Consider the following 26,450-nt stretch of genomic DNA (forward strand, 5'->3'; position numbering starts at 1 on the left):
AATATTATATAAATTAGGCAATTCTAATCAACTGAAATTACCTAACTAAATTCTACAATATAATATGTCAAATCGTTTTGTCTTATTACCACTTATTATTCTCTTTTTTTCCAATTGTTCCAAAGAAAATTCAGAAAATAAAGACGCCTTATTCTCCAAGTTAGATGCTTCACAAACCGGAATTAATTTTCTAAATGAAGTTAAAAATGGCGCAGACATGAACATATTCAAATACAGAAATTTTTACAATGGTGGCGGTGTAGCTATTGGAGACATCAATAACGATGGTCTTTCCGATGTATATTTTACTTCAAATCTAGGGACGAACAAACTGTACTTAAATAAAGGAAATTTTAAATTCGAGGATATTTCTAAAAAAGCGGGTGTTGAAGGAACCAAAACCTGGTCTACGGGTGTTGTGATGGTTGATTTGAATGCCGATGGTTTACTCGATATTTATGTGTGTAACGCAGGAAATAGTTTGGGTGATAAACAAAAAAACGAACTTTTTATTAATAACGGCAATAATACTTTTACTGAAAAAGCAGCCGAATACAATCTAGCTGACACAGGAATTACTACGCATGCTGCTTTTTTTGATTATGATAAAGATGGTGATTTAGATGTTTATATTCTAAATAACAGTTTTATACCGGTAAGCAGTCTTAATTATTCTAACAAAAGAGATTTAAGGGATAAAGATTGGGATGTCGCTGAAATTCTAAAAGGAGGTGGTGACAAGTTGTTGCGCAATGACAACGGAAAATTCGTTGATGTAAGTGAGAAATCAGGAATCTATGGTAGTTTGATAGGCTTTGGCCTTGGAGTTACGGTAGGAGATGTAAATGGAGATTTGTATCCGGATATTTATATTTCGAATGATTTTTATGAAAGAGACTATTTATACATAAATAATAAAAACGGAACCTTTACCGAACAAATTCAGGGATGGACATCACACATCAGCCAATCTTCAATGGGAGCTGACATGGCCGATGTAAACAATGACGGGAAAGCCGATATTTTTGTAACGGATATGTTACCGGAACCGGACGAACGCTTAAAAACGACTACAAATTTTGAAAACTATGATTTATTTACAAGGAAAGTAAATCTGGATTTCTACTATCAATACATGCAAAATACGTTGCAAATAAACAATGGCGACAATCAATTTCTTGAAATAGCAAATCATGCCGGCGTTGCCAAAACCGATTGGAGTTGGGGAGCTTTATTATTTGATATGGATAATGATGGTTACAAAGATATTTATGTTTGTAACGGAATTTATAACGATTTAACCAATCAGGATTTTGTTGATTTTTTTGCTAATGAGTTTATGCAAAAAATGGTGGTTACAGGTAAAAAAGAAGAAATTCAGACTATTATCAGTAAAATGCCAAGCACGCCGATACCAAATTACGCCTTCAAGAATAACAAAAACCTGACCTTTAGCAATGAAGCTATGAAATGGGGATTAGATACTCCAAGTTTTTCTAACGGTGCCGCTTACGGGGATTTAGATAATGATGGTGATTTAGATTTGATTGTCAATAATGTCAATATGGAATCTTTCGTATATCGAAATAATTCAGAGAAAAACAAGAAAAATCATTACGTTAAAGTAAAACTAAAAGGAGATAATCAAAACAAATTTGGTGTTGGGAGTGTTGTTGAGTTATTCTCTGGTAAAGAAATTCTTAGACAAGAATTAATTCCTTCCAGAGGTTTTCAATCGTCTATTGATTATGTAATGACTTTTGGAATTGGAACTAAAAAAATTGATTCATTGCAAGTGATTTGGCCAAATGGTAAATCTGAGACGATTAAAAAAATTGCCAATAATTGTACTTTAAATTTGAATATTACAAATGCCAAAGTAGATTATGTTACTAAAAATGACAAGCCAAAACCATTGTTTGCTGAAAAGAAAAATCAATTTTTAGCACACAAAGAAAATAATTATGTCGATTTTGATCATGAAGGTTTAATTTCTAAAATGCTTTCTCAAGAAGGGCCGTCATTAGCAGTTGCTGATATTAACGGTGATGGGAATGAGGATGTTTTTATTGGCGGAGCCAAAGGGCAAGCCGGTAAAATATATTTAAATAAAGGGAATGGTAATTATTCAGTTACTGATCAGAAGGATTTAGATGCAGATGCTATTTTTGAAGATACTGCGGCCAGTTTTTTTGATGCTGATAATGATGGAGACATCGATTTACTTGTAGGTTCTGGCGGAAATGAAAAAGCGGATCAGGCGAATTATAAAAACCGTCTGTATTTGAATAACGGAAAAGGAGTTTTTGTGAAAAGCAAAACCAATATGCCAACAACAAACAATAATGTTTCGGTAATCGCTTCAAATGATTTTGATAATGATGGCGATACCGACGTATTTATAGGAAGTCGAAGCGTTCCGGGTGTTTATGGAATTGATCCTAAGCATTTGTTATTGGAAAACGACGGAAAAGGAAACTTTACAAACGTAACAGATAAAAAAGCATTCAAAATTAACTCGGTTGGAATGATAACCGATGCAATTTGGGAAGATATTGATAACGATTCCAAAAAAGATTTAATTTTAGTCGGGGATTGGACAGCGCCAATGATTTTCAAAAATAATGGACGCCGATTGGTGGAATATAAATCTAATCTTACTGGGTATCTTGGTTTCTGGAATGCTGTTAGCTGTGTTGACTTGAACAATGACGGTAAAAAAGATTTGATTTTAGGTAATAAAGGAACAAATACAAACTACAAAGCAACCAATACAAATCCGATGAAATTGTTTACCAATGATTTTGATAATAATGGAACCATTGAACAAATAGCAACCAGATCAATTGAAGGTAGAGATTTACCAATAAACCTAAAACAGGAATTGGCTAAACAGATTCCTTCGATTAAGAAGAAAAATTTAAGCTATGCGGATTATTCTAAGAAAACATTTCAGGAATTATTTGCTAAAGAAGTAGTCGATAATTCGATTCAGAAGACAGTAAATATTCAAGAAAGTGTAATCGCAATCAACAAAGGAAATGGTAAGTTTGAGATAAAAGCGCTTCCAAAAGAAGTTCAGTTTTCTTGTGTAAACACCATTAGTACTATGGATGTTAATAATGATGGAATTTTGGATTTAATCTTGGGTGGAAATCAATACGAGTTCAAACCACAATTCTCCAGATTGGATGCTAATTATGGCAGCATACTTTTAGGAAGCAAAAACGGAACTTTTTCATGGTTGCCTTATAATAAATCAGGTTTCTTCATAAAAGGGGAAGTAAAACAGGTTAAAATAATAAAAGATAAAAATAAAACGGTTTCAATTATAGCTGTTGTAAATGATAATACCCCTAAAATATTTAGACGCCATGAATAATTTTTTCAGAATAGGACTGGCTTCATTGCTATTTATTGGTTGTTCCAAAAAAGAGGGGCAATTATTTGAGAAATTGTCTTCAGAGGAAAGCAATATTACATTCAATAACCAATTATTAGAATCCAAAAACATTTCCATTTTAGATTACCTCTATTATTATAATGGTGGAGGCGTTTCCCTTGGCGATATCAATAATGACGGTTTGGTAGATATTTATTTCACTTCCAATCAAGGAAAAAATAAATTGTATTTGAATAAAGGGAAAAATAAATTTGAAGATATTTCAGTAAAAGCTGGTGTAGAAAGTCAAAGTGACTGGAATGCCGGGACTGTTATGGCTGATGTAAATGGAGATGGATATCTTGATATTTATGTTTGTGCAGTTGTTGGAATTAATGGTTTTGAAGGTCAAAACGAATTATTCATCAACAACAAGGACAACACATTTACTGAAAGTGCAGCAGAGTACGGATTAGATCTTGATAATTACAGTTCTTCAGCAGCATTTTTTGATTATGATTTGGATGGGGATTTAGACATGTATTTATTGAATCATGCCGTTCACTCTGAATTATCTTTCGGAAATGCTGCTATTAGGACTAAAAGAAGTTATGAATGTGGGGATAAGTTATTTCGCAATGATAATGGAAAATTTGTTGACGTAAGTGAGCTGGCAGGAATTTTTGGAGGTGCCAATGGCTACGGTTTAGGATTGGCGGTTTCTGATTTTAACTTAGATGGTTATCCAGATATTTATGTGGGGAATGATTTTCACGAAGATGATTACTACTATATAAATAATGGTGATGGAACTTTTACGGAAAGTTTAAAACAATATTTTGGACACACAAGTCGTTTTTCAATGGGAGTTGATGTTGCAGATGTTAATCATGATGGCTTTCCAGATGTTCTGAGCTTAGACATGCTTCCAGAAGACGAAAAGGTGTTGAAATCTTCATTGGGTGATGACAATACTCAAATGATAAAAATGAGAACCGAAAAACTAGGTTATCATTATCAGTATTCCAGAAATACGTTGCAATTAAATCAAGCAGGAGGCCATTTTACAGAAACTGCTTTATTGAGTGGTGTAGCAGCAACTGATTGGAGTTGGAGTACTTTATTTGGTGATTATGATCAAGATGGAGAACAAGATATTTTTATTAGTAACGGAATTCCAAAACGTCCGAACGATTTAGATTACGTGAAATATTATTCAAATGATCAAATAAAAAACAAAATCAGTACGACAAAGTTATTGGATAAAGAAGCGCTGAAGAGAATGCCAAAGGGAAATGTGACAAACTATGTTTTTCAAGGTGCAGCTGATTTACAGTTTAAAAACCGTTCAAGTGATTGGATAGAAAATGATTCTATAATTTCAAATGGTAGTGGTTATGCAGATATTGATAATGACGGAGATTTAGATGTAATTACCAATAATACCAATGCAATTGCATCCCTTTATATAAATAAAACGGATACCAAATCAAACTATTTAAAATTGAAACTACGGTTTACAGGAAAAAATACTTTTGGGATTGGAGCCAAAGTAATTTCTTATTCCAAAGAAAAAAAACAATTTAAGGAACTACAGACTACCAGAGGATTTCAATCTTCATCAGAACCAATTATCCATTTTGGTTATGGAAAAACAACTAAGGTAGATTCGTTAGTGGTGATTTGGCCGGATAAAACATATCAAACAGTAAAGAATGTTAAAACATGTCAAACGCTTACCATAAAAGCCAATCAGAATAGAAAAGCTTTTGATTATAAAAAATTGCATCCGGGTGTTTTGCCAATTTTCAAAAAACTGGAAACGGGTTTAGGAATCGACTTTATACATCAGGAAAATGATTTTATTGATATTTTGTCTCAAAAATTAATTCCATATCAACGTTCTGATCGTGGAGCAGCAACAGCAGTTGGAGATTTAAATGGAGATGGGAAAGAGGATATTTTCTTTGGTGGTTCCAAAGGTAAAAAAGCATCGATTTATTTTCAAAATGCTTCCGGATTTTCTAAAAAGAGATTTGCTGAAATCGAAAAAGATTCTATTTTTGAAGATGCTTCAGTTGTCATAGGCGATTTCAATAATGATAAAACAAATGATTTGTATGTAGCTTCCGGTGGAGGTGAAAATGCATCTAATTTGCAAGACCGTTTGTATCTAAATAAAAACAATCAGTTCCTAAATGCAGTTTTGCCTAAGCTGGCTCAAAATGCATCGGTTGTAAAGGCTTTTGATTATGATAAAGATGGTGATTTAGATATTTTTGTTGGTAACAATTCAATCAATAATAGATTTGGAAGCATGCCGGATTGCTATTTGTTGAACAACAATAAAGGAATATTCACTATTGTTCAAAATAAGACTTTTGAGAAAATCGGAATGGTTACAGATGCTGTTTTTACTGATTTTAACAAAGACGGAAAAACAGATTTAATTGTAGTTGGCGAATGGATGAAGCCTACTTTTTTTGCCAATAAAAACGGTAAATTCACGGATGTAACAGCAACAGTTTTTCCGGAAAAAAATAATGGATTGTGGCAATCAGTACTTCCTTTTGATATAGATCATGATGGTGATGAAGATTACTTGGTAGGAAACTGGGGAATGAATTCTAAATTTAAAGCTTCGCAGGATTTTCCAATGAAAATGTATTATGATGATTTTGATACTAACGGATCTTTTGAAACGATTGTGGCAATAGAAAAGAAAGGACAATATTATACTACATTAGGTCTGGATGAACTTGCAGAACAATTCAGCGGGATGCTAAAAAAGAAATTCAACAGTTACAAATCCTTTGCGGGTAAAACATTGGTTGAGATTTTTGATCCAAAAATGTTGGAAAAAGGAACTTTGTTTGAAGTTCATAATTTGAAATCTGGCTATTTGAGAAATGATAAAGGGAAGTTTACTTTTGTACCTTTTTCGAATAAAATGCAAGTGGCACCCATTACAAGTTTTCTGAAATCTAATTTTGATTCAGATGCGAAAGAGGAGGTTTTTGCAGCAGGGAATTACTTTGGGGTTTCACCCTATCACAGTAGGTTTGACGGATTTTCTGGAGCTTTGATTAAGAATGATAAAACTATCTTTTTAGGCAATCAAATAGGAATAGATTTGACTCAAAAGACAGTTAGGCACTTGGATATTGTCAATTTCAATGGAAAGAAATATATGTTGATTACTATCAATAATAAAAAAGCAGAATTGTATGAAATGCCTTCAGCTAAAAAATAATTTAATGACAAATAAAATAATTAAACCCAATAACATGAACTCTAAAATTTATCTTTTAGGACTTGTAATGCTTTTTTTTACTTCATGTAAAAAAGACACTCCTATTAAAGTGACTACAGATGATTTTTGTGCTGCAGTTGATACGGTAACAGGAATTATGGTCCATGATATATTTTCGCCTCCTGTAGCCAGTAGAATTTATGTTTATCCAAATGTTGCTGCTTATGAGATTATGGCTCAAAACAACACTAAATATGAAAGTTTACAAGGTCAGTTAAAAGGATTAGATTCTATTCCTAAACTTGATCCGAAAAGTGGAGTCAACAAAAATTTAGCAGCACTTATTGCCCATATTGAAGTGAGTAAACAATTGATTTTTTCTGAGGAAGCTCTAGAAAAATACAGAGATAGTTTGTATGAAAAATGGGGCTCCGAAAATCAAAAAGAATTTGATTTGTCTAAAGAATACGCTTTAAAAGTGGTGGACAGAATCAAAATGTGGATGGGAAAAGACAATTATAAGCAAACTCGAACTTTTTCTAAATTTTCAGTTCATGCAGATCAAGCTGGAAGATGGCAACCAACTCCGCCATCTTATATGGATGGTGTTGAACCGCATTGGGGAGAAATAAGGACTTTGGTTATGGATTCAGCATCTCAATTTAAACCCATTGCACCTTATCCTTTTTCTACGGATAAAAATTCTGCTTTTTATAAAGATGCAAAGGAAACTTATGATGTAGGAAATTTAATTTCTGAAAAATTAGTTGAAGTGGAGAAAAATTCAAGCAAACCAATTCCTGAAGAATCGGCTATAGCTTCCTTTTGGGATTGTAATCCGTATGCTACCGTAATACAAGGTCATATGATGTTTGCAAAAAAGAAAAATACACCAGATGCACACTGGATTAACATTACTAAAATAGCTTTGAAAAAATCTAAATCAGATTTTGAGACTACGGTTTTTGCTTATACTAAAACATCAATTGGAATTTTTGAGAGTTTTATCAGTTGCTGGGAGGAGAAGTACAGAAGTAATGTTGTGCGTCCTGAAACGTATATTAATCAAAATATAGATGAAAACTGGAGACCACAATTACAAACACCACCTTTTCCGGAATATGTAAGCGGACATTCTGTTGTTTCTTCGTGTTCAGCAATTATTCTCACCTCTATTTTTGGGGATAATTTTAGTTATATCGATGATTCAGAAGTTTCTTTTGGGTTGCCTAAAAGACCTTTTAAATCATTTAAACAAGCTGCTGCAGAAGCTTCAATTAGTAGGCTTTACGGAGGGATTCACTACAGAGCAGCAATTGAAAATGGTGTTGCACAAGGCAATAATATTGGAGGTTATATCAATAATAAATTAAAGATGATTAAAAAATAATGACTGTTAGAAAAAAAATTATAATTGGTTTTAGTGTTTTATTTTCATTGTTTTTAATTTGGTACCTCTTTATAAAGGAAGCAGATTATTCTATTTCGTTTAAAGTAAATGCAGCTACAGGGACTGTTTTTCAAGGGATTCAGGAATGGTCAAATGCTCAGGCTTTAAAGGAATCTGAAAGGTATGTAATTTTAGAAAAGAGAAATTTTGATTTCATCAAGCAAGAAATGAAAAAAGATGATGTTCAAATGGAATATAATTGGGACATTACGTATATAAATGATTCGGTGACAAAAATCAATGTTGGTGTCAAGGATTTGAAGCATAGCTTGTATAATAAACTAACGGCGCCATTTTTTAATACGAAGTTCAAACAGGAGCAAATCAGAAAAATAACTGATTTCAAGAAAGGATTGGGCGAACATTTAAAAAATTTTAAAGTGAAAATTGAAGGTGAAGGTGTTTCAGAAGAGACATTTGTAGCATACATTAATCTGAAAAGTATTTTACAGGAAAAAGGGCAAACTATGATTGCAAACGATGCTATCATTACTGGTTTTTTATTTGAAAATAAAATAAAAATAAAAGGGCGACCTTACTTAGAAATTATAAATTGGGATCTTGATAAAGAAACAATCGATTTTAATTATTGTTTTCCAGTTGACAAGCCCACAAATAGTGTTATAAATAATGTTGTGAAATTTAAAACTTTACCAGTAATAAAAGGGTTAAAAGCAACTTATTACGGCAATTTCAGAACCTCAGACAGAGCTTGGTTTGCCTTAATGGATTATGCAAAAAAGCACGATCTTAAATTGGAAAATAAAGTTTTGGAACATTTCTTGTCGAATCCTTTTAATGGAGGAGAAGAGTTACAATGGGAAACTAAAATAATTATTCCTTTTACTTCAAAATAAAGAAGAATTTTTTAGGTGATTTAAATTATCGAAAACGTTTTCGGGTCTTCCGAAAACGTTTTTGTTTTTATTCTGTATTTAATTGGCAATTTTAAAATTAATTTTAGAAAAAATTAACAAATTAACCACCTAGAATGAATTTAAAAGTAAAATTGAGCTTTTGGCAAATAATCAATATGAATGTTGGTTTTTTTGGTATTCAATACAGCTTTGGCTTGCAACAAAGTGCCGTAAATCCGATATATGATTTTTTACATGCAAGTCCAGATCAAATTCCTATACTAAATCTTGCGGGACCTTTAACGGGTTTATTGATTCAACCTATTATTGGCGCGATGAGTGATAAAACGTGGCATCCAAGATGGGGAAGACGAAAACCCTACTTTTTTATTGGAGCTATAATTTGTAGTATCGCTTTATTTTTATTTCCATTTAGCAGTTCATTGTGGATGGCTGCTGGTTTGCTTTGGATTCTAGATGTTGGGAATAACACTGCTATGGAGCCGTATCGCGCATTTATTGCTGACACATTAGACGAAGAACAACAGCCCGTAGGTTTTCAGGCTCAAAGTTTTTTTACTGGTTTTGGACAGTTTTTAGCCTATATTTCTCTATTCCTATTTCCAATTGTTTTTGTTGGCTACACAGGATCGTTACCCACTTGGATTTACGCCTCCTTCTTTCTAGGGGCGGTACTTTCTGTAACTTCCATTTGGTGGAGTATGAGTAAAACAAAAGAAATCCCACCAACTGCAGAAGAAATAGCAATTTTAAAAGCTGAACCATTACAGATTTTTTCTCCTTTCATCGATATTTATAAAGCAGTTTTAGAAATGCCAACAGTGATGTGGCAACTATTTTTGGTTTATTTGTTTCAGTGGTATGCCATGATGTGTTATTGGCAAAACAATTCAAAAAGTATTGCATTATCAGTATGGAATGTAACTCCAAAGAATGTAATGGGCTATGAAAAAGCAGTTGAGTGGAACGGATTAATCGGTGCTTTTGGATTTATAGTTACATTTTCTGTTGCTTTTTATTTGGCGAAATTAGCTAAAAAACATGGTGCGAAAATGATTCATTTTGTGTGCTTATTATTAGGAGCCGTTTCTTTTTTATGCTTTCCAATAGTCCAAAACCAATATGTATTTTTTGCTGTGATTATTGGCTACGGAATTGCTTGGGCAAGTATGATGGGCATTCCGTATTTGATGGTTGTTGCTGTAGTTCCAAAAGAAAGATATGGAGTTTATATGGGGATTATTAATATGATGATTGTTATTCCAATGATTATCCAAAACCTATCATTTGGTTACATTTTAAAAGACTTCTTAGATAACGATCCGCGTCAAGCTATCAGTTTTGCGGGTGTATTATTACTAATCAGTTCTTTTTGTACCCTTTTGATTAAAAGTAAAAAAGTTTCAAGAGAGTAATATGAATAGTGATTTAAATTATACAAAAGCAATTGAGTTGCTTGAGAAAGTGTCCTCGTCAGAAGGGTTTTTAGCCAGTGCCCAAAATATTTCTAACTATAAAAGAGTTTGGGCTAGAGATGGTGTGATTTGTGGATTGGCAGCTTTGGCTTCAGGAGATGAAAAACTAATCGAAACATTCCGTAAAACATTAGAAACATTAGCCAATAATCAACATCAAAACGGGACTATTCCTTCAAATGTGATGACAAATGGTGATCAAGTTGAGGTTAGTTATGGCGGATTGGCAGGAAGAGTAGATGCGGTGACTTGGTTTGTAATAGGAATTTGCCAATATGCTTATTATACAAAAGATATCACTTTCGTTGCAAAATATGATACTGAAATTGAAAAGTGTTTTGCGCTTTTGGAGGCTTGGGAGTTTAACAATAAAGGGCTTTTATATGTTCCATTATCAGGAAATTGGGCAGATGAATACATCACTGATGGTTATGTTTTGTACGATCAATTACTCCGAATTTGGGCTTTAAAAAGTTACAACCATTTTGCACATGACGATTTGATTGCTGCCAAAATTGTTGCAATAACAAAGCAACTTGAAATTAATTTTACTCCGAATTCTGTTGGAGAGAAATACCACGAACGAGCATATAATGAAGTTAATATTCAAAAATACATGCCGTGTTCATTTTCGCCGGCGGGATATAAAACACAGTTTGATGCTTTTGCAAATTCGCTCGCTTTGTATTTAAACATTGGTTCCGAAAGTTTTCAAAATACAATTTTAGAGTATTCAATTGCACTTAAAAACGAAATGAAATTGCAGCTGTTGCCAGCTTTTTGGCCACCAATAAAAGAAACCGATTTAGACTGGAATTTGCTTAAAAACAATTGCAAATACGAGTTTAGGAATTACCCAAATGAGTTTCATAACGGAGGAAGTTGGTCCATGGTCAATGGGTTTTATGGATTGGCTTTGCTTTCGAAAGAGAAAAATAAGGAAGCAGCAGCGCTTTTAACTGCAATAAACGAAGCCAACGCTATTGAAAATTTCAGTTTCTACGAAAATTTCAACAGTGAAACCAAAGCCCCAAATGGCGTTCCTTTTTGCGCATGGAGTGGTGCTGCAACGGTGCTGTTACACCAAAGTTTACATACAAATTTTAAATTTTTAGTTTAATTGGAAAAGACAATAGACATAATATGTGCTGGCGAAGTGTTGATTGATTTTATTGGTCATGAAATGAATACGTCTATAAATAGAACCAAAGATTACCATCGTTTTCTGGGAGGTTCGCCAACAAATGTTGCCGTAAATGCAACGCGTTTGGGTCTGAAATCAGTATTAGTAGCCACTTGTGGGGAAGATGGTTTAGGCGAATATATTGTTAGGAAGTTAAAGGCAAATCATGTGATTACATCGCAAATTAGAAAATCAGAAACTCATCCGACGTCAGTGATATTTGTTTCTAAATCGACCAGTACACCTGATTTTATTCCTTATCGAGAAGCAGATTGTCAAATTGAGGAAAGTCAAATACCAAATGATTTACTGGAAAGCGCCAAAATTTTCCATACGACTTGTTTTGCTTTAAGCAAAAATCCAGCTCGGACAACTATTGTGGAAAGTGCCAAACGAGCCAAAGCGTTAGGATTACAAACGAGTATTGATATTAATTTTTCGGAGAGAATCTGGCCAAACCGGGAAGAGGCGAAGCATGTTTTGAAAGAGTATCTGTCGACTAATCCATTAGTGAAATTAAGCGAAGATGATTGTTACCGCCTTTTTGCAGAAGCAAAAACCGAAGATTTTATTTTTGAATATTTTCATGGTTTAGGAGCTTCAACCATTTGCTTGACAAAAGGAAAAGACGGCGTGGTTTTGTCGAATGTTGATTATGGAATGTTTCATCAAAAGGCATTGCCTGTGGAAGATATCAAAGATACAACGGGAGCCGGAGATGCTTTTTGGACGGGTTTTTTATACGCACAATTATTAAATAAAAACTTTGAAGAAACGATAACTATTGCACAAAAATTAGCAGTATTGAAACTTCAGAATGTTGGCAGATTGCCAGAAGGAATAGATATTCAAGAATATTTAAATACCGATTTATAATTTAAATTCAAATAATAATTCAACTCAAATAATAGGTAAAAGATGAAAAAAAGTACGGTTAAAATTGCCATGTATCTCAATTACTTTGTATTTGCGATTCTGCTGAACAGCGTAGGAATTGTGATACTAAAGGCACAAAAAAATTATGGTGTAGATGAATTGCAAGCCAGCGTTCTGGAAGCTTTCAAGGATTTGCCCATCGCCATAGTTTCGTTTTTAATCGCTTCATTTTTGCCAAGAATAGGATACAAGAGAGCTATGCTTATTGGTTTGGCTTTGGTTTCTCTGGCTTGCGTTAGTATGTATTTTGGGAATTCTTTCGGAACGGCCAAATTACTTTTTGCTACCGTTGGTGTTTCTTTTGCATTGATAAAAGTATCTGTGTATTCCCTTATTGGAACAATAACGGAGAATCAGCAGGAACACAATAGTTTGATGAGTAGTATTGAAGGTGTGTTTATGATAGGAATTGCATTAGCGTATTTCTTGTTTCCCGCTTTTAATTCAGATGCGGATCCAGATGCTTGGTTGAACGTATATTGGTTATTGGCTGCGATTTCGTTAGTCTCTTTTGGTTTTTTATTTTTTACCAAATTCGAAAATCAAACCGAAATTCCGGGCGTAGATTTAGCAGATGACTTTAAACAAATGTTCAAATTATTTGCAAAACTATTAACCATAGTTTTTGTAATCAGTGCGTTCCTGTTTGTAATGATTGAGCAGGGAATTATGTCTTGGTTGCCTACTTTCAATAGTAAAGTGTTGCATCTACCGGAGAACATCAGCATTATGATGGCAAGTATTTTGGCTATTTCATTAGCTGTAGGACGTCTTTTAGCAGGTGTAATTACTAAAAGAGTCAATTGGATTTGGGTACTTAGTTTTTGTATTGTAGCAGCTATGCTTATTGTGGTTTTTGTACTTCCTAAAACGGTTGGATTGGATGTCAAAGAAATCAATTCGCTTGGCGATATTCCTTTAATAGGATTTGCTTTTCCATTGGTAGGACTTTTTATTGCGCCTATTTATCCGCTTTTAAATTCAGTGGTTTTAAGTGCTTTGCCTAAAAAACTGCACAGTTCGATGACTGGTTTAATTGTAGTTTTCTCTGCACTTGGCGGAACTTTGGGCTCCAGGGTTATTGGTTATTTATTTAAAAACGAAGGGCCGGAAAACGCCTTTTATTATACTTTAATACCAATGTCGTTATTGCTTGTTTCTTTCTTTATTTTAAAAAAACTTACTGCTAAACAATGAAATTCTTACTGAACATAGACAAAGTATTCCAGGAACTATTGCTTCAAGAGGATACAGATAAGGACAAAAAAATCACTAAAGATGATAATGGCCCTAAAAAATTTGTTTTGGTTGACGAAACTACCAAACAACAGGAAGCGATTGTCGGGACGTATCATTTGTCAAATTTATTACAGGAATTAGCCCAACTTAAGGACACAAATTCAGGAATGGGTGAAGTTGATTTGAGTCGCATTCAAGAGAATCCAGTACAACGAATTTCAAGAAAAATCAAAGATGATTATTGGGAGGAACTGACTCGGACTATTGATAAAAAAGGATTGACACAAATTATTGAAGACGAAAAGACCTCCAGTGATGTAGCTACGCTCTATGTTTCTGCCAAAGACAAACAGGGAGTTACTTATTTTCAGGAATTGGAAAAACAATTGCCAAATTTTAAAGTCGAAATTCTGCCAGAAAATTATTCGGTGGAATATTTGGAAACTTTAAATGAAAAACCGGGAATTCTGGCTTTGGCTTTGGAACAAAAAATATACAGTCTGCAAGGCGTTCCCTTTGTGGTTCCTGGCGGAAGATTCAACGAAATGTATGGTTGGGACAGTTATTTCATAGGTGTAGGCTTATTAATTGATAATCAATTAGACAAAGCAATTGCGATTGCTGAAAATTTTAAATACCAAATTATACATTACGGAAAAATTCTGAATGCGAATAGGAGTTATTATTTGACAAGAACACAACCTCCGTTGTATTCCTCATTGCTAATAGAAATTGCCAAAAAGAAAATACCAAGTTTAGACTGGTTAAGAAGCCATTTGGAAACGGTTATTTTGGAATACAACACGGTTTGGATGGTTCAAGGAAACCGATTGATGCCAACGGGTTTAAATCGATATAAGGCTGATGGAATTGGAATGCCGTTTGAGGTGGAACCGGGACATTTTGATGATGTTTTAGAACCGTATGCTAAAAAATATAATTTACCTATTCGAGAATTCGAAAAACAATATTTGCAGAGAACGCTTGTTGATGCTGAACTGGATGTCTATTTTGTTCACGACCGAAGCATGAGAGAAAGTGGACACGACACGACTAACCGACTCATTAATACGTGCGCCAATTTGAATTCAGTAGATGTCAACAGTTTTCTTTATAAATACGAAAAAGATGTAGCTTATCTAATTGCTACTTATTTCGGGAACAGTTTTCAAGTTGGTGGTGTAGCTCATACTTCGGAAGAATGGGAGCAAAAAGCGCTTTTTCGTAAAGATAAAATTAATGAATTGTGCTGGAACGAAAAAGCAAGCATGTATTTCGATTATGATTTTGTGAACCATGAGCAATTTCCATTTGAAGCTGCAACAACATTTTTTCCTTTGTGGGCTGGGTTGTGTGATGAAAATCAGGCTAAAAAATTAGTCGAGGTAGCCTTGCCACAATTTGTGAAAACAGGCGGAATTACGGGAAGTACTAAGGCGAGTATTGCTAATGCTCCAGAAGAAGCGCCTCAACGACAATGGGATTATCCATTTGGTTGGGCACCGCACCAAATGTTGTTGTGGGAAGGATTGATTAAGTACAATTATTTGGATAAAGCACAAGAAATGGTCTACCGTTGGTTGTGGTTAATTACCAGAAATGCGGTCGATTATAATGGGACGATTCCGGAAAAATTTGATTTGGAAATCAGTTCACATAAAGTTTTTGCCGAATATGGAAACGTAGGGACTGAATTTGATTACATCGCAAAAGAAGGTTTTGGCTGGGTGAATGCGTCCTATCAATATGGATTGCAAATTTTGAATGCGGAATTAAAAGAGAAATTAGGAGAACTGATTTCTCCCGATGACATATTTTAGTACTGAAAAATATTTTTGTTATTTGAATGTATATTTTTTTTAACTTTATAATTCACTAAATGAATCAATTATGACAGTTAATCAAATTTTAAGCACTAAAGGAAAGGAAGTTTTTTCCATACTTTCCACTAACACTGTATACGAAGCATTGACAGTGATGAGCGAAAAAAACATCGGGGCAATTCTTATTATAGAAGATACTGTTCTCAAAGGGGTTTTGTCTGAAAGAGATTATGCTCGAAAAATTGTTTTGAAAGCGAAATCTTCAAAGAAAGCCTTTGTTCATGAAATCATGGAAACAGATGTGGTAACGGTAAGTCCATCGGATAATTTAGAGTACTGCATGGAATTAATGAGTACAAAAAGAGTTCGACATTTGCCAGTTCTGGAAAATGAAATTGTAATTGGGATTATCTCTATTAGTGACGTTGTAAAAGCCATAATCGAGATGCAAAAAGATACCATTCAACATTTAAACTCTTATATTACACAATAAAAAGAATCAAAAAAGTTATAATTATAAAAAGCTGCCGGTAGTGCAGCTTTTTTTTTGGAATCAAAATACGCTTGTTTTTATACAAAAGAATGGGGGAAAAGTCCTCTTTTTTTAAATCAAGAGCCCTATCTTTGTACGCTAGAATAAAATCTAAAAACAATGGACAAAAATAGCAAAAGAAGAGAAGCATTATTATACCACGCAAAGCCTACTCCTGGTAAAATTCAAGTAGTTCCCACTAAGAAATATGCAACACAAAGAGATTTATCTTTGGCATATTCTCCTGGTGTAGCTGAGCCGTGTTTAGAAATTGCCAAAGATGTAAACAACGTTTATAAATATACTGCAAAAGGAAATTTAGTTGCCGTAATCACAAATGGAACTGCAGTTTTAGGATTGGGTGACATTGGTCCCGAAGCATCAAAACCAGTAATGGAAGGGAAAGGATTGTTGTTTAAGATTTTTGCTGATATTGATGTATTTGACATCGAAATTGGAACAAAAGATATTGAAGAATTCATTCAAACGGTTAAAAATATAGCACCAACTTTTGGTGGTATTAATCTGGAAGATATTAAAGCACCAGAATCTTTCGAAATTGAAAGACGATTGGTCGAAGAGTTGAATATTCCTGTAATGCACGATGATCAGCACGGTACTGCCATCATATCATCGGCGGCATTGTTGAACGCATTAGAATTAGCAGATAAAAATGCAGAAGATGTAAAAATGGTCGTTTCAGGAGCAGGTTCTGCTGCTTTGGCTTGTGCCGATTTGTACGTTTTATTAGGAGTAAAAGTGGAGAATATATTAATGTTTAACAGTAAAGGAGTTTTGACAAAAGACAATCCTTCTTTGTCTCTTTTACAACAAAAATATGCCAAAGATATTAAACCAATGAGTCTTGAAGAAGCATTAGTTGGTGCTGATATCTTTTTAGGTCTTTCCACAGGAGGAATTATGTCTCCGCAAATGTTACTTGGAATGGCAGATAATCCTATCGTTTTTGCGATGGCAAACCCAGATCCGGAAATAGATTATAATTTGGCTATTGCAACTCGTAAAGATGTTATTATGGCAACAGGACGTTCTGATTTTCCTAATCAGGTGAATAACGTTCTTGGATTCCCTTATATTTTTAGAGGCGCATTAGATGTTCGTGCAACCAAGATAAATGAAGCCATGAAAATGGCAGCCGTTAAAGCATTGGCTTTATTGACTAAAGAATCAGTGCCTGAACAAGTAAATATTGCTTACGGAGCTACAAAATTAAACTTTGGAAGAGAATATATTATCCCAAAACCATTTGATCCACGATTAATAACTATTGTTGCGCCTGCTGTTGCAAAAGCTGCTATGGACTCTGGTGTGGCATTGAATCCTATTACGGATTGGAAAAAATACGAAGAAGAATTATTAGACCGTTTAGGGAATGATAATAAAATGGTTCGTTTGATTACAAACAGAGCTAAGATGGATCCTAAGAAAATTGTTTTTGCTGAAGCAGATCATTTAGATGTTCTTAAAGCAGCTCAAATTGTATTGGAAGAAGGTATCGGTTTCCCAATTTTATTAGGGAACAAAGAAATTATTTTAGAATTAAAAGAAGAAATTGGTTTTGATGCCGATGTTCAAATTATAGATCCTAAAATTAAAGAAGAGGAGGCGCGTAGAAATAAGTTTGCAAATACCTATTGGTCTTCCAGACAAAGACGCGGTATTTCCTTTTTGGACGCACAAAAATTAATGCGCGAAAGAAACTATTTTGCAGCAATGATGGTCAATGAAGGGGAAGCAGATGCTTTAGTTACAGGACATTCCAGAAGTTACCCATCTGTGGTGAAACCAATGTTACAGCTTATTGAAAAAGCGCATGGAGCCTCAATTGTGGCTACTACAAATATGATGATGACGGCTCGTGGGCCAATGTTTTTATCGGATACCGCAATAAACATTAATCCATCTGCGGATGATTTAGCTAAAATTGCTATTATGACTGCAAAAACAGCTAAAATGTTTGGTGTTGAGCCAGTAATTGCAATGATATCATTTTCTAATTTTGGATCATCAACAAATGAAAGCGCAGGAAAGGTTAGAGAAGCGGTAGCTTATTTGCATAAAAATCATCCTGATATGATTATTGATGGTGAACTTCAAGCAGATTTTGCATTGAATCCTGAAATGTTAAAAGAAAAATTCCCTTTTTCTAAGTTGGCAGGAAAGAAAGTAAACACTTTGATTTTTCCTAATTTAGAATCAGCTAATATCACCTATAAATTATTGAAAGAATTGAATAAAGTAGACTCAATAGGACCTATCATGTTAGGAATGGGAAAACCAGTTCACATATTTCAATTAGGTGCAAGTGTTGAGGAAATGGTCAACATGGCGGCAATTGCGGTGATAGATGCGCAGGAAAAAGGAAAGAAAAAAGCAAATTTAATTTAGTTTAATAAGCTATAAATTATAAGCGAAGTTAAATTGATGAATATGATAAAATTATGTGCTAATTTTATTATATTTGGTGCTATATTTAAGAATTAATGATAGCACATTTACAAGGAAAATTAGTAGAGAAATTGCCCACGCATATAATTATTGATTGTGGAGGAGTTGGTTATCATGTAAATATTTCTTTACATACATATTCTTTGCTTCCAAATACGGATTTTATAAAAGTATATACGCATCTTCAAATAAAAGAGGATGCGCATACACTTTTTGGTTTTGTGGAAAAGTCAGAAAGAGAGATTTTCAAGATGTTATTATCCGTCTCCGGAATAGGGGCAAGTATAGCACGAACAATGCTTTCTTCATTAGACCCAAAACAAATTACGAATGCAATTGCATCTGGTGATGTGGTAACCATTCAATCTATAAAAGGGATAGGGAGCAAAACAGCGCAAAGAGTAATACTGGATTTGAAAGACAAAGTATTAAAATTGTATGATTTAGATGAAGTTTCTATGTCGCAAAGCAATACAAATCGAGATGAGGCGTTATCAGCTTTGGAAGTTTTGGGGTTTTTACGAAAATCTTCAGAAAGAGTGGTAGAAAAGATTGTCAAAGAAGACCCAGAGGCTTCTGTGGAATCAATCATCAAGAAAGCTTTAAAAAACCTATAGAGGTATTCAAGTAACACGAGTTGTATGCATAAAATTTGTACTTTTTTGCTTGTATTATTCTGTGGTTTTGCATCGCAAGCCCAAGTAAATCAAGCAGCTCAGGATACCGTTAAAACTGGATTTTCTATTGGAAAAGTCCAGATGAAAAACCCAAAGAGTATTCTCTCAGCCTATACCTATGACCCTATAACAGACAGGTATATTTACACAAATTCTGTTGATGGATTCTCTATCAATTATCCTATTATATTGACACCAAAAGAATACGAAAAATTGGTTTTGAAAGAATCCATGCGCGATTACTTCAAAAAAAAGGTGGATGCTATTGAAGGAAAAAAAGAAGGCAGCGAAGAAGCAAAAAAAGATTTATTGCCAAGATATTACGTGAAATCAGGGCTTTTTGAATCTATTTTTGGAAGTAATACCATTGATGTAAAACCGACCGGATCCATAGAAATGGATTTGGGAATGCGTTATACAAAACAAGATAATCCCTCTTTTTCACCTAGAAATAGGTCCAATCTTTCTTTTGATTTTGATCAAAGGATAAGTATGAGTTTGATGGGAAAAGTGGGGACAAGACTTAATGTAAACGCTAACTACGATACGCAATCAACATTTGCTTTTCAAAACTTAATGAAGTTGGAATATGCGCCCTCAGAAGACGATATCATCCAAAAAATTGAAGTAGGAAATGTAAGTATGCCTTTGAACAGTTCTTTGATTCGAGGCGCACAAAGTTTATTTGGTGTAAAAACACAATTGCAATTTGGAAAAACGACCATTACAGGAGTTTTTTCTGAGCAAAAATCACAAACGAAAAGTTTAATCGCTCAAGGCGGAGGGACAATTCAAGATTTTGACATGTTTGCATTGGATTATGATAATGACAGGCACTTTTTCTTATCCCAATACTTTAGAAACAGATACGATAAATCATTAGTAAATTATCCATTTATAGACAGTAGGGTTCAAATTACCCGACTTGAAATTTGGGTAACCAACAAACAAAATAGGGTAGTCGCTACTAACAATAACCTCAGAAATATTATTGCACTTCAGGATTTAGGGGAAGGACAATTAAATGGTCTGACGGATAATGAAGTAGTTGTTTTGGATCCTATTCCTTCCAGTCCTCCTTTTTTTATTGCAGGACCGGATACTCCAACAGATAATAAAAACAATGCCTACAATCCTGAATTAATACAAGCAGGTGGTGGTTTATTGAATCCAAATATTCGTGAAATTGTAACTTCAAACTCAGGTTTTAATGTTACTGTAAGCGAAGGACAGGATTATTCTAAATTAGAAAATGCTCGAAAGCTGAATCCAAATGAATATACGTACAACCCACAATTAGGTTATATTTCATTGCAACAAAGATTGGCTAATGATGAGGTTTTGGCAGTTGCTTATCAATATACAATTGGAGATCAAGTTTATCAAGTGGGGGAATTTGGTAATGACGGAGTTGATGCAACTGTTGTTACAGGAAACAGTCCTTCAAATCAAGCAATTATTTCTCAAAGTTTGATTTTGAAAATGCTGAAAAGTAATTTGACCAATGTTAAAAATCCTGTTTGGAACTTGATGATGAAAAACATCTATCAGATTCCGGGTGCTTATCAAGTAAAACAAGAAGATTTTAGATTTAACATTCTTTACACAGATCCTTCTCCTTTAAATTATATTACTGAAGTTCCGGGAAGTCCTTTTCCGCCGAATCCATTGCCTCAAAATGAAGTTGCCGAAACGCCTTTGTTAAAAGTATTTAACTTGGATAAATTAAATTATAACAATGATCCTCAAGCTGGAGGTGATGGTTTTTTTGATTTTATGCCCGGCTTAACTATGGATGCCCAATACGGAAGAATTATTTTTACTACCAAAGAACCATTTGGAGAATTATTGTTTTCGAAATTGTCAACTGGGGGAGAAAGTTATAACAATACCGGTTCTTATAATGAAAATCAAAAGAAATACGTGTTTCGTAGTATGTACCGAAACACACAATCTGGAGCTTTACAGGACAGCGATAAAAATAAATTTTTATTAAGAGGAAAATATAAATCCTCCGGTGGAGACGGAATACCTATTGGTGCTTTAAATGTGCCGCAAGGTTCTGTTGTGGTTACTGCTGCAGGTAGAGTTTTAGTTGAAGGAATTGATTATAGTGTAAATTATCAATTGGGAAGAGTTCAAATTTTAGATCCGTCGCTTCAAGCTTCTAATACACCTATCGAAGTGTCATTGGAAAATAATTCCGTTTTTGGTTTACAAACCAGAAGGTTTATGGGAGTGAATGTAGAACATAAAATTTCGGATAATTTCTTGATTGGGGGAACTTTCCTTAAGATGACAGAAAGACCATTTACTCAAAAATCAAGCTTTGGTCAGGAATCAGTTAACAATACTATTTTTGGTTTCAATACTAATTTTTCAACCGAAGTTCCTTTCTTGACTCGATTGGTTAATAAATTACCAAATGTAGATACTGATGTGCCATCTAATCTTTCTGTAAGAGGAGAAATTGCTTTTTTGAAACCTGACACTCCAAAAGCAGATCAGTTTCAGGGAGAGTCTACCATTTATGTAGATGATTTCGAAGGGTCGCAGTCTACTATAGATATGCGTTCCCCGTATGCTTGGAGTCTGTCATCAACACCGGAAAGAAATACCATGAGCACGTATGATTTCAATGCGAATGCAAATGATTTGAGTTATGGATTTAAAAGAGCCAAACTAGCTTGGTATTCTATTGATCCTATTTTTTATACTCAAAAGCCAGCAGGAATTTCAAATCAAGATTTATCCTTCAACAATACCAGAAGAATTTTTAGTGAGGAATTGTATCCTTTGACAGATATTGCACAAGGGCAGTCTCAGGTTATAAATACATTGGATTTAAGTTATTATCCTTCTGATAGAGGTCCGTATAATAACAGTTTGAATTCGTCTACAAATCCAAGAGATAATTTTGGAGGAATTATGCGATCATTAAATTCGACTAATTTCGAACAAGGAAATGTTGAATATATTCAGTTTTGGGTATTAGATCCTTATGTAGGAAACGGTCAGGTGCAACAATCTAATACTGGAAAAATTTATTTCAATTTAGGTGAAATATCTGAAGATGTTTTGAAAGATGGAAGAAAACAATATGAAAACGGACTTGGACCTGATCAGATATTGGTAAATCCACAGCCATTATGGGGAGATGTTCCGGCTTCACAATCACTAATTTATGCTTTTGACACTAATGTAGCAAACAGAACGAATCAAGATATTGGTTTGGATGGTTTGGCTAATGGCAATGAAGGAGCTGTATATACAAATTTTGCCTCAGAGTTAGATCCGGCGGCAGATGATTATACGTTTTATTTGAATGCTTCCGGAGGAATTTTGGACCGATATAAAATGTATAACGGCACTGATGGAAACTCTGCGGTTGATATTAGTGACCCAAACAGAGGATCTACAACTGTTCCTGATGTAGAGGATATCAACAGGGATAATACCATGAACACAATTAATGCGTATTACGAATATAGTATTGATGTACAGCCAAACATGAATGTAGGGGAAAATTATATTACTGACATAAGAAATACCCAAGTGACTTTACCGGATGGCTCAACTACTGATGCGAGATGGCTGCAGTTTAAAATACCGGTTTCACAACCCGAAAACACGATAGGAAATATTTCTGATTTTAGATCGATTCGTTTCATGAGAATGTTTATGACAGGTTTTAGTGAAGAAGTAACCGTTCGTTTTGGTGCTTTGGATTTGGTACGAGGAGAATGGAGACGCTATACCAATACGCTTGATTTTAATGATACTAATGTTGCTGATGATGATACTAATCTAGATGTTTTAGCGGTTAATGTTCAAGAAAATAATGAGAGATGTCCAATAAATTATATTGTTCCTCCAGGAGTGCAAAGGGAGCAATTATACAACAACAATACAGTTATCAATCAAAATGAGCAGTCGTTAGCGTTGAGAGTTTCCGGAAACGGATTAGAACCGGAAGATTCCAGAGCGGTTTTTAAAAATGTAAGTATAGATATGCGTCAATTTAAAAAACTGAAAATGTTTTTACACGCAGAATCATTACCAAATGAAGTTGTGCTGCAAGACAATCAAATGGTTGGATTCATCCGTTTTGGAAATGACTTTACTCAAAATTTCTATCAAATTGAAATTCCTTTAAAAGTGACGAGCCCAACTTCTGCTTCAAATACAGATTGTTCTCCTTTGAGCGCCGAGGAAGTTTGGCCAGAAGAAAATGAGATTGATTTGTCATTGGCTTTATTGACAAAATTGAAAATTCTCGCAATGAGTATTAATCCTAGTACATTGCCATTGGATGGTATTTATTATCCGGATAATGATCCGGCAAATACGGAAGGTGACGGAAGCGATAGATTACGATTGGGTATAAAAGGGAATCCTAATTTTGGATTAGTGCGAACGCTGATGGTTGGTCTAAAAAACAACGAATCCCGAAATGATATCAAAGGAGAAGTTTGGTTTAATGAACTGCGCTTAGCGGATATGGATAATCAAGGCGGGATGGCTGCTGTATTGAATGTTGATACAAATTTAGCTGATTTTGCTACAGTTTCTGCTTCAGGTAAAAAGAGTACTATTGGTTTTGGAACTTTAGAACAAGGACCAAACGAAAGAAACCGTGAGGATACAGAACAATATAGTATTGTGACTAATGTAAATCTTGGTAAATTATTGCCTCCAAAATGGCAAATTAATCTGCCTTTCAATTATGCTATTGGCGAGGAGACCATAACTCCGGAATATGATCCTTTTAATCAAGATATCAAACTAAAACAATTGCTTGCTAATACAGCTGATCAGAACGAAAAAGACAACATCGAAAAAAGAGCTATTGATTATACAAAACGTAAAAGTATAAACTTCATTGGGGTTAGAAAAGATCGAAGCCCAGAACAAAAACAGCGTGTGTACGACCCGGAGAATTTTACTTTTTCTCAGTCATTTAATGAAGTGGAAAGACATGATTTTGAAATTGAAGATTATGTAGACCAGCAGGTAAATACATCGGTGGACTATGCCTATACTTTTAAACCAAAATCAGTAGAGCCTTTCAAGAAGACAAAATTCATGAAAAAAAGTAATTATTGGAAATTATTAAGCGATTTCAATTTTAATTATTTGCCTTCTAATATATCGTTTAATACTAATATCATTAGACAATACAATCGTCAGCAATTTAGACAGGTAGATGTGGAAGGAATTGGGTTAGATCCTTTGTACAGAAGAAATTTTGCGTTCAATTATCAATATGGATTTAATTTTAATTTGACTAAATCTTTAAAATTAAACTATACGGCTTCTTCCAGTAATATTGTAAAAAATTATTTGAATGAAGACAATGAACCTATCGAAACTTTTACAATCTGGGATAGTTATTGGGATATTGGAGATCCAAATCAGCACATGCAGCAATTGGTTGTGAATTATGAAATTCCAATCAATAAAATTCCATTATTTAGTTTTGTCAAAGCTAATTATTCTTATACTGGAGACTATAGCTGGCAACGTACTTCTAATGCATTGTCTCAAATAGAAATTGATGGAAATAGTTATAATTTAGGTAATACGGTTCAAAATGCGAGTTCAAACAATTTGAATGCAACTTTAAATATGGATATGTTGTATAAATATTTAGGGCTAACAAAAAACGCAAATAAAACAGTTCCAAAACCTAAAACAACCGCTCCAAAACCAGGTGAAAAAATAGTAAATACAAATGCTAATCAAGTACCAAAAAATAATGAATTTGTAGATGGTTTTATAGGTATTTTAACCAGTATTAAAAACATCCAAATGAATTATACCTATAACAGCGGTACGGTTTTACCGGGATATACGCCAAGTGTAGGGTTTCTAGGTTCGTCAAGACCGTCGTTAGGATTTATTTTTGGGGCACAAGACGATGTAAGATATGAAGCTGCCAAAAATGGTTGGTTAACGAACTATCCTGATTTTAACCAAAATTTTTCTCAAGTAACTAATAAATTATTTAAAGCGACCGCAAATGTAGATTTGCTGCCGGATTTAAAAATTGATTTGTCATTAGATCGTGCTTATTCTGAAAATTCTTCGGAACAGTATGATGTTATTGACGGGGTTTATAATCCTAGATCTCCATATGATACAGGTATTTTTTCAATTTCAACGGTGTTGATAAAAACATCGTTTTCGGCTAGTGATGAAAATTCATCGGTTGCATTTGATGATTTTAGAATGAACAGACTTACGGTAGCCAATCGATTAGCTACACAACGAGGAATTGACATTACTAATCCGGGTAATTTGGACCCAGATGGATTTCCGATAGGTTATGGAAAAAACAATCAGGCAGTATTGTTGCCTGCGTTTTTAGCAGCTTACTCAGGCGGAAATGCTTCGGATGTTTCTCTTGGGATTTTTAGAAGTTTTCCAATTCCAAACTGGTCGATAAAATACAATGGTTTGATGCGTTATGGACTCTTTAAAAAGAATTTCAAACGGTTCTCTTTGCAACATAATTACAGGGCTTCTTATACGATAAATGCGTTTAGATCAAATTTTGAATACGACAAAGATCCAGAAGGAAAAGATGCGAGTGGTAATTTTTTCAATCAAACGATAATGTCAAATATAAACTTGGTGGAACAATTTAATCCGTTGTTGCGAATGGATTTTGAATTGAAAAGTTCCTTAAAAGTATTGGCCGAAATCAAAAAAGACAGAGCATTATCCATGAGTTTTGATAATAATTTGTTGACAGAAGTTAAAGGAATAGAATATGTGGTAGGATTGGGTTATCGTTTCAAAGACGTAATTTTCTCTTCCAGACTGGCAGATAATCCAACAGGAATAATAAAAAGTGACATCAATTTGAAAGCAGATGTGACTTATAGAAACAATCAAACGATTGTTAGATATTTAGATTATGACAACAATCAATTGGCTGGAGGACAAAATATATGGTCTTTGACGGTCAAAGCAGATTATGCTTTTAGTAAAAACCTGACGGCTATTTTCTATTATGATCACTCTTTTTCAAAAGCAGTAATATCTACTTCTTTTCCGTTGACAAATGTTCGTTCCGGAATCACACTTCGTTATAATTTTGGGAATTAATTTTTCTAAAAGGGAACAATTTTGAATAGAAGATTATTAC

General features: G+C 34.1%; 13 protein-coding genes. All 13 read left to right on the forward strand.

Annotated elements, in window-relative coordinates; genetic code table 11:
* The first annotated feature begins 64 nt into the window (after positions 1 to 64).
* The 13 genes from Q1W72_RS10565 to sprA all read left to right on the forward strand — a co-directional run bounded on the left by Q1W72_RS10565 (position 65) and on the right by sprA (position 26,410).
* A complete protein-coding gene (locus Q1W72_RS10565; protein ID WP_302135147.1) occupies positions 65 to 3,382 on the forward strand; it encodes a VCBS repeat-containing protein in 3,318 nt (1,105 codons plus the stop codon).
* Entirely contained in the window at positions 3,375 to 6,635 is a 3,261-nt protein-coding gene (locus Q1W72_RS10570; RefSeq protein ID WP_302135149.1) for a VCBS repeat-containing protein, read from the forward strand. Before Q1W72_RS10565 ends, Q1W72_RS10570 begins: the two co-directional genes overlap by 8 nt.
* Positions 6,636 to 6,669: 34 nt before the next feature.
* Positions 6,670 to 8,025, forward strand: a complete 1,356-nt coding sequence (locus Q1W72_RS10575; RefSeq protein ID WP_302137937.1) for a vanadium-dependent haloperoxidase — start codon at positions 6,670 to 6,672, stop codon at positions 8,023 to 8,025.
* Complete coding sequence (locus Q1W72_RS10580; RefSeq protein ID WP_302135151.1) at positions 8,025 to 8,942, forward strand: hypothetical protein; 918 nt, start codon at positions 8,025 to 8,027, stop codon at positions 8,940 to 8,942. The genes Q1W72_RS10575 and Q1W72_RS10580 overlap by 1 nt, the downstream gene beginning before the upstream one ends.
* Positions 8,943 to 9,076: 134 nt before the next feature.
* The gene (locus Q1W72_RS10585; protein ID WP_302135153.1) at positions 9,077 to 10,378 is read left to right on the forward strand and encodes an MFS transporter; all 1,302 of its coding nucleotides are present in this window, start codon (positions 9,077 to 9,079) and stop codon (positions 10,376 to 10,378) included.
* A gap of 1 nt (position 10,379) precedes the next feature.
* Entirely contained in the window at positions 10,380 to 11,558 is a 1,179-nt protein-coding gene (locus Q1W72_RS10590) for a glycoside hydrolase 100 family protein (RefSeq protein ID WP_302135155.1), read from the forward strand.
* A complete protein-coding gene (locus Q1W72_RS10595; protein ID WP_099714309.1) occupies positions 11,559 to 12,497 on the forward strand; it encodes a carbohydrate kinase family protein in 939 nt (312 codons plus the stop codon). It begins immediately after the preceding gene.
* 42 nt (positions 12,498 to 12,539) lie between these two features.
* Positions 12,540 to 13,754: a sugar MFS transporter gene (locus tag Q1W72_RS10600; RefSeq protein WP_099714310.1), complete on the forward strand. Its 1,215-nt coding sequence runs from the start codon at positions 12,540 to 12,542 to the stop codon at positions 13,752 to 13,754.
* A complete protein-coding gene (locus Q1W72_RS10605) occupies positions 13,751 to 15,616 on the forward strand; it encodes a trehalase family glycosidase (RefSeq protein ID WP_099714311.1) in 1,866 nt (621 codons plus the stop codon). The genes Q1W72_RS10600 and Q1W72_RS10605 overlap by 4 nt, the downstream gene beginning before the upstream one ends.
* Positions 15,617 to 15,686: 70 nt before the next feature.
* On the forward strand, positions 15,687 to 16,112 hold the full coding sequence (locus Q1W72_RS10610; protein ID WP_099714312.1) for a CBS domain-containing protein: 426 nt from the start codon (positions 15,687 to 15,689) through the stop codon (positions 16,110 to 16,112).
* Between the two features lie 159 nt (positions 16,113 to 16,271).
* Positions 16,272 to 18,560, forward strand: coding sequence for an NADP-dependent malic enzyme (locus Q1W72_RS10615; RefSeq protein WP_099714313.1), 2,289 nt, complete (start codon positions 16,272 to 16,274; stop codon positions 18,558 to 18,560).
* A gap of 95 nt (positions 18,561 to 18,655) precedes the next feature.
* The gene (gene ruvA / locus Q1W72_RS10620; protein ID WP_302135160.1) at positions 18,656 to 19,237 is read left to right on the forward strand and encodes a Holliday junction branch migration protein RuvA; all 582 of its coding nucleotides are present in this window, start codon (positions 18,656 to 18,658) and stop codon (positions 19,235 to 19,237) included.
* A gap of 24 nt (positions 19,238 to 19,261) precedes the next feature.
* Complete coding sequence (sprA, locus tag Q1W72_RS10625; protein WP_302135162.1) at positions 19,262 to 26,410, forward strand: cell surface protein SprA; 7,149 nt, start codon at positions 19,262 to 19,264, stop codon at positions 26,408 to 26,410.
* Positions 26,411 to 26,450: the final 40 nt, after the last annotated feature.

It is taken from the genome of Flavobacterium sp. ZE23DGlu08 (genome assembly GCF_030505335.1).
Taxonomy (GTDB): Bacteria; Bacteroidota; Bacteroidia; order Flavobacteriales; family Flavobacteriaceae; genus Flavobacterium; species Flavobacterium algoritolerans.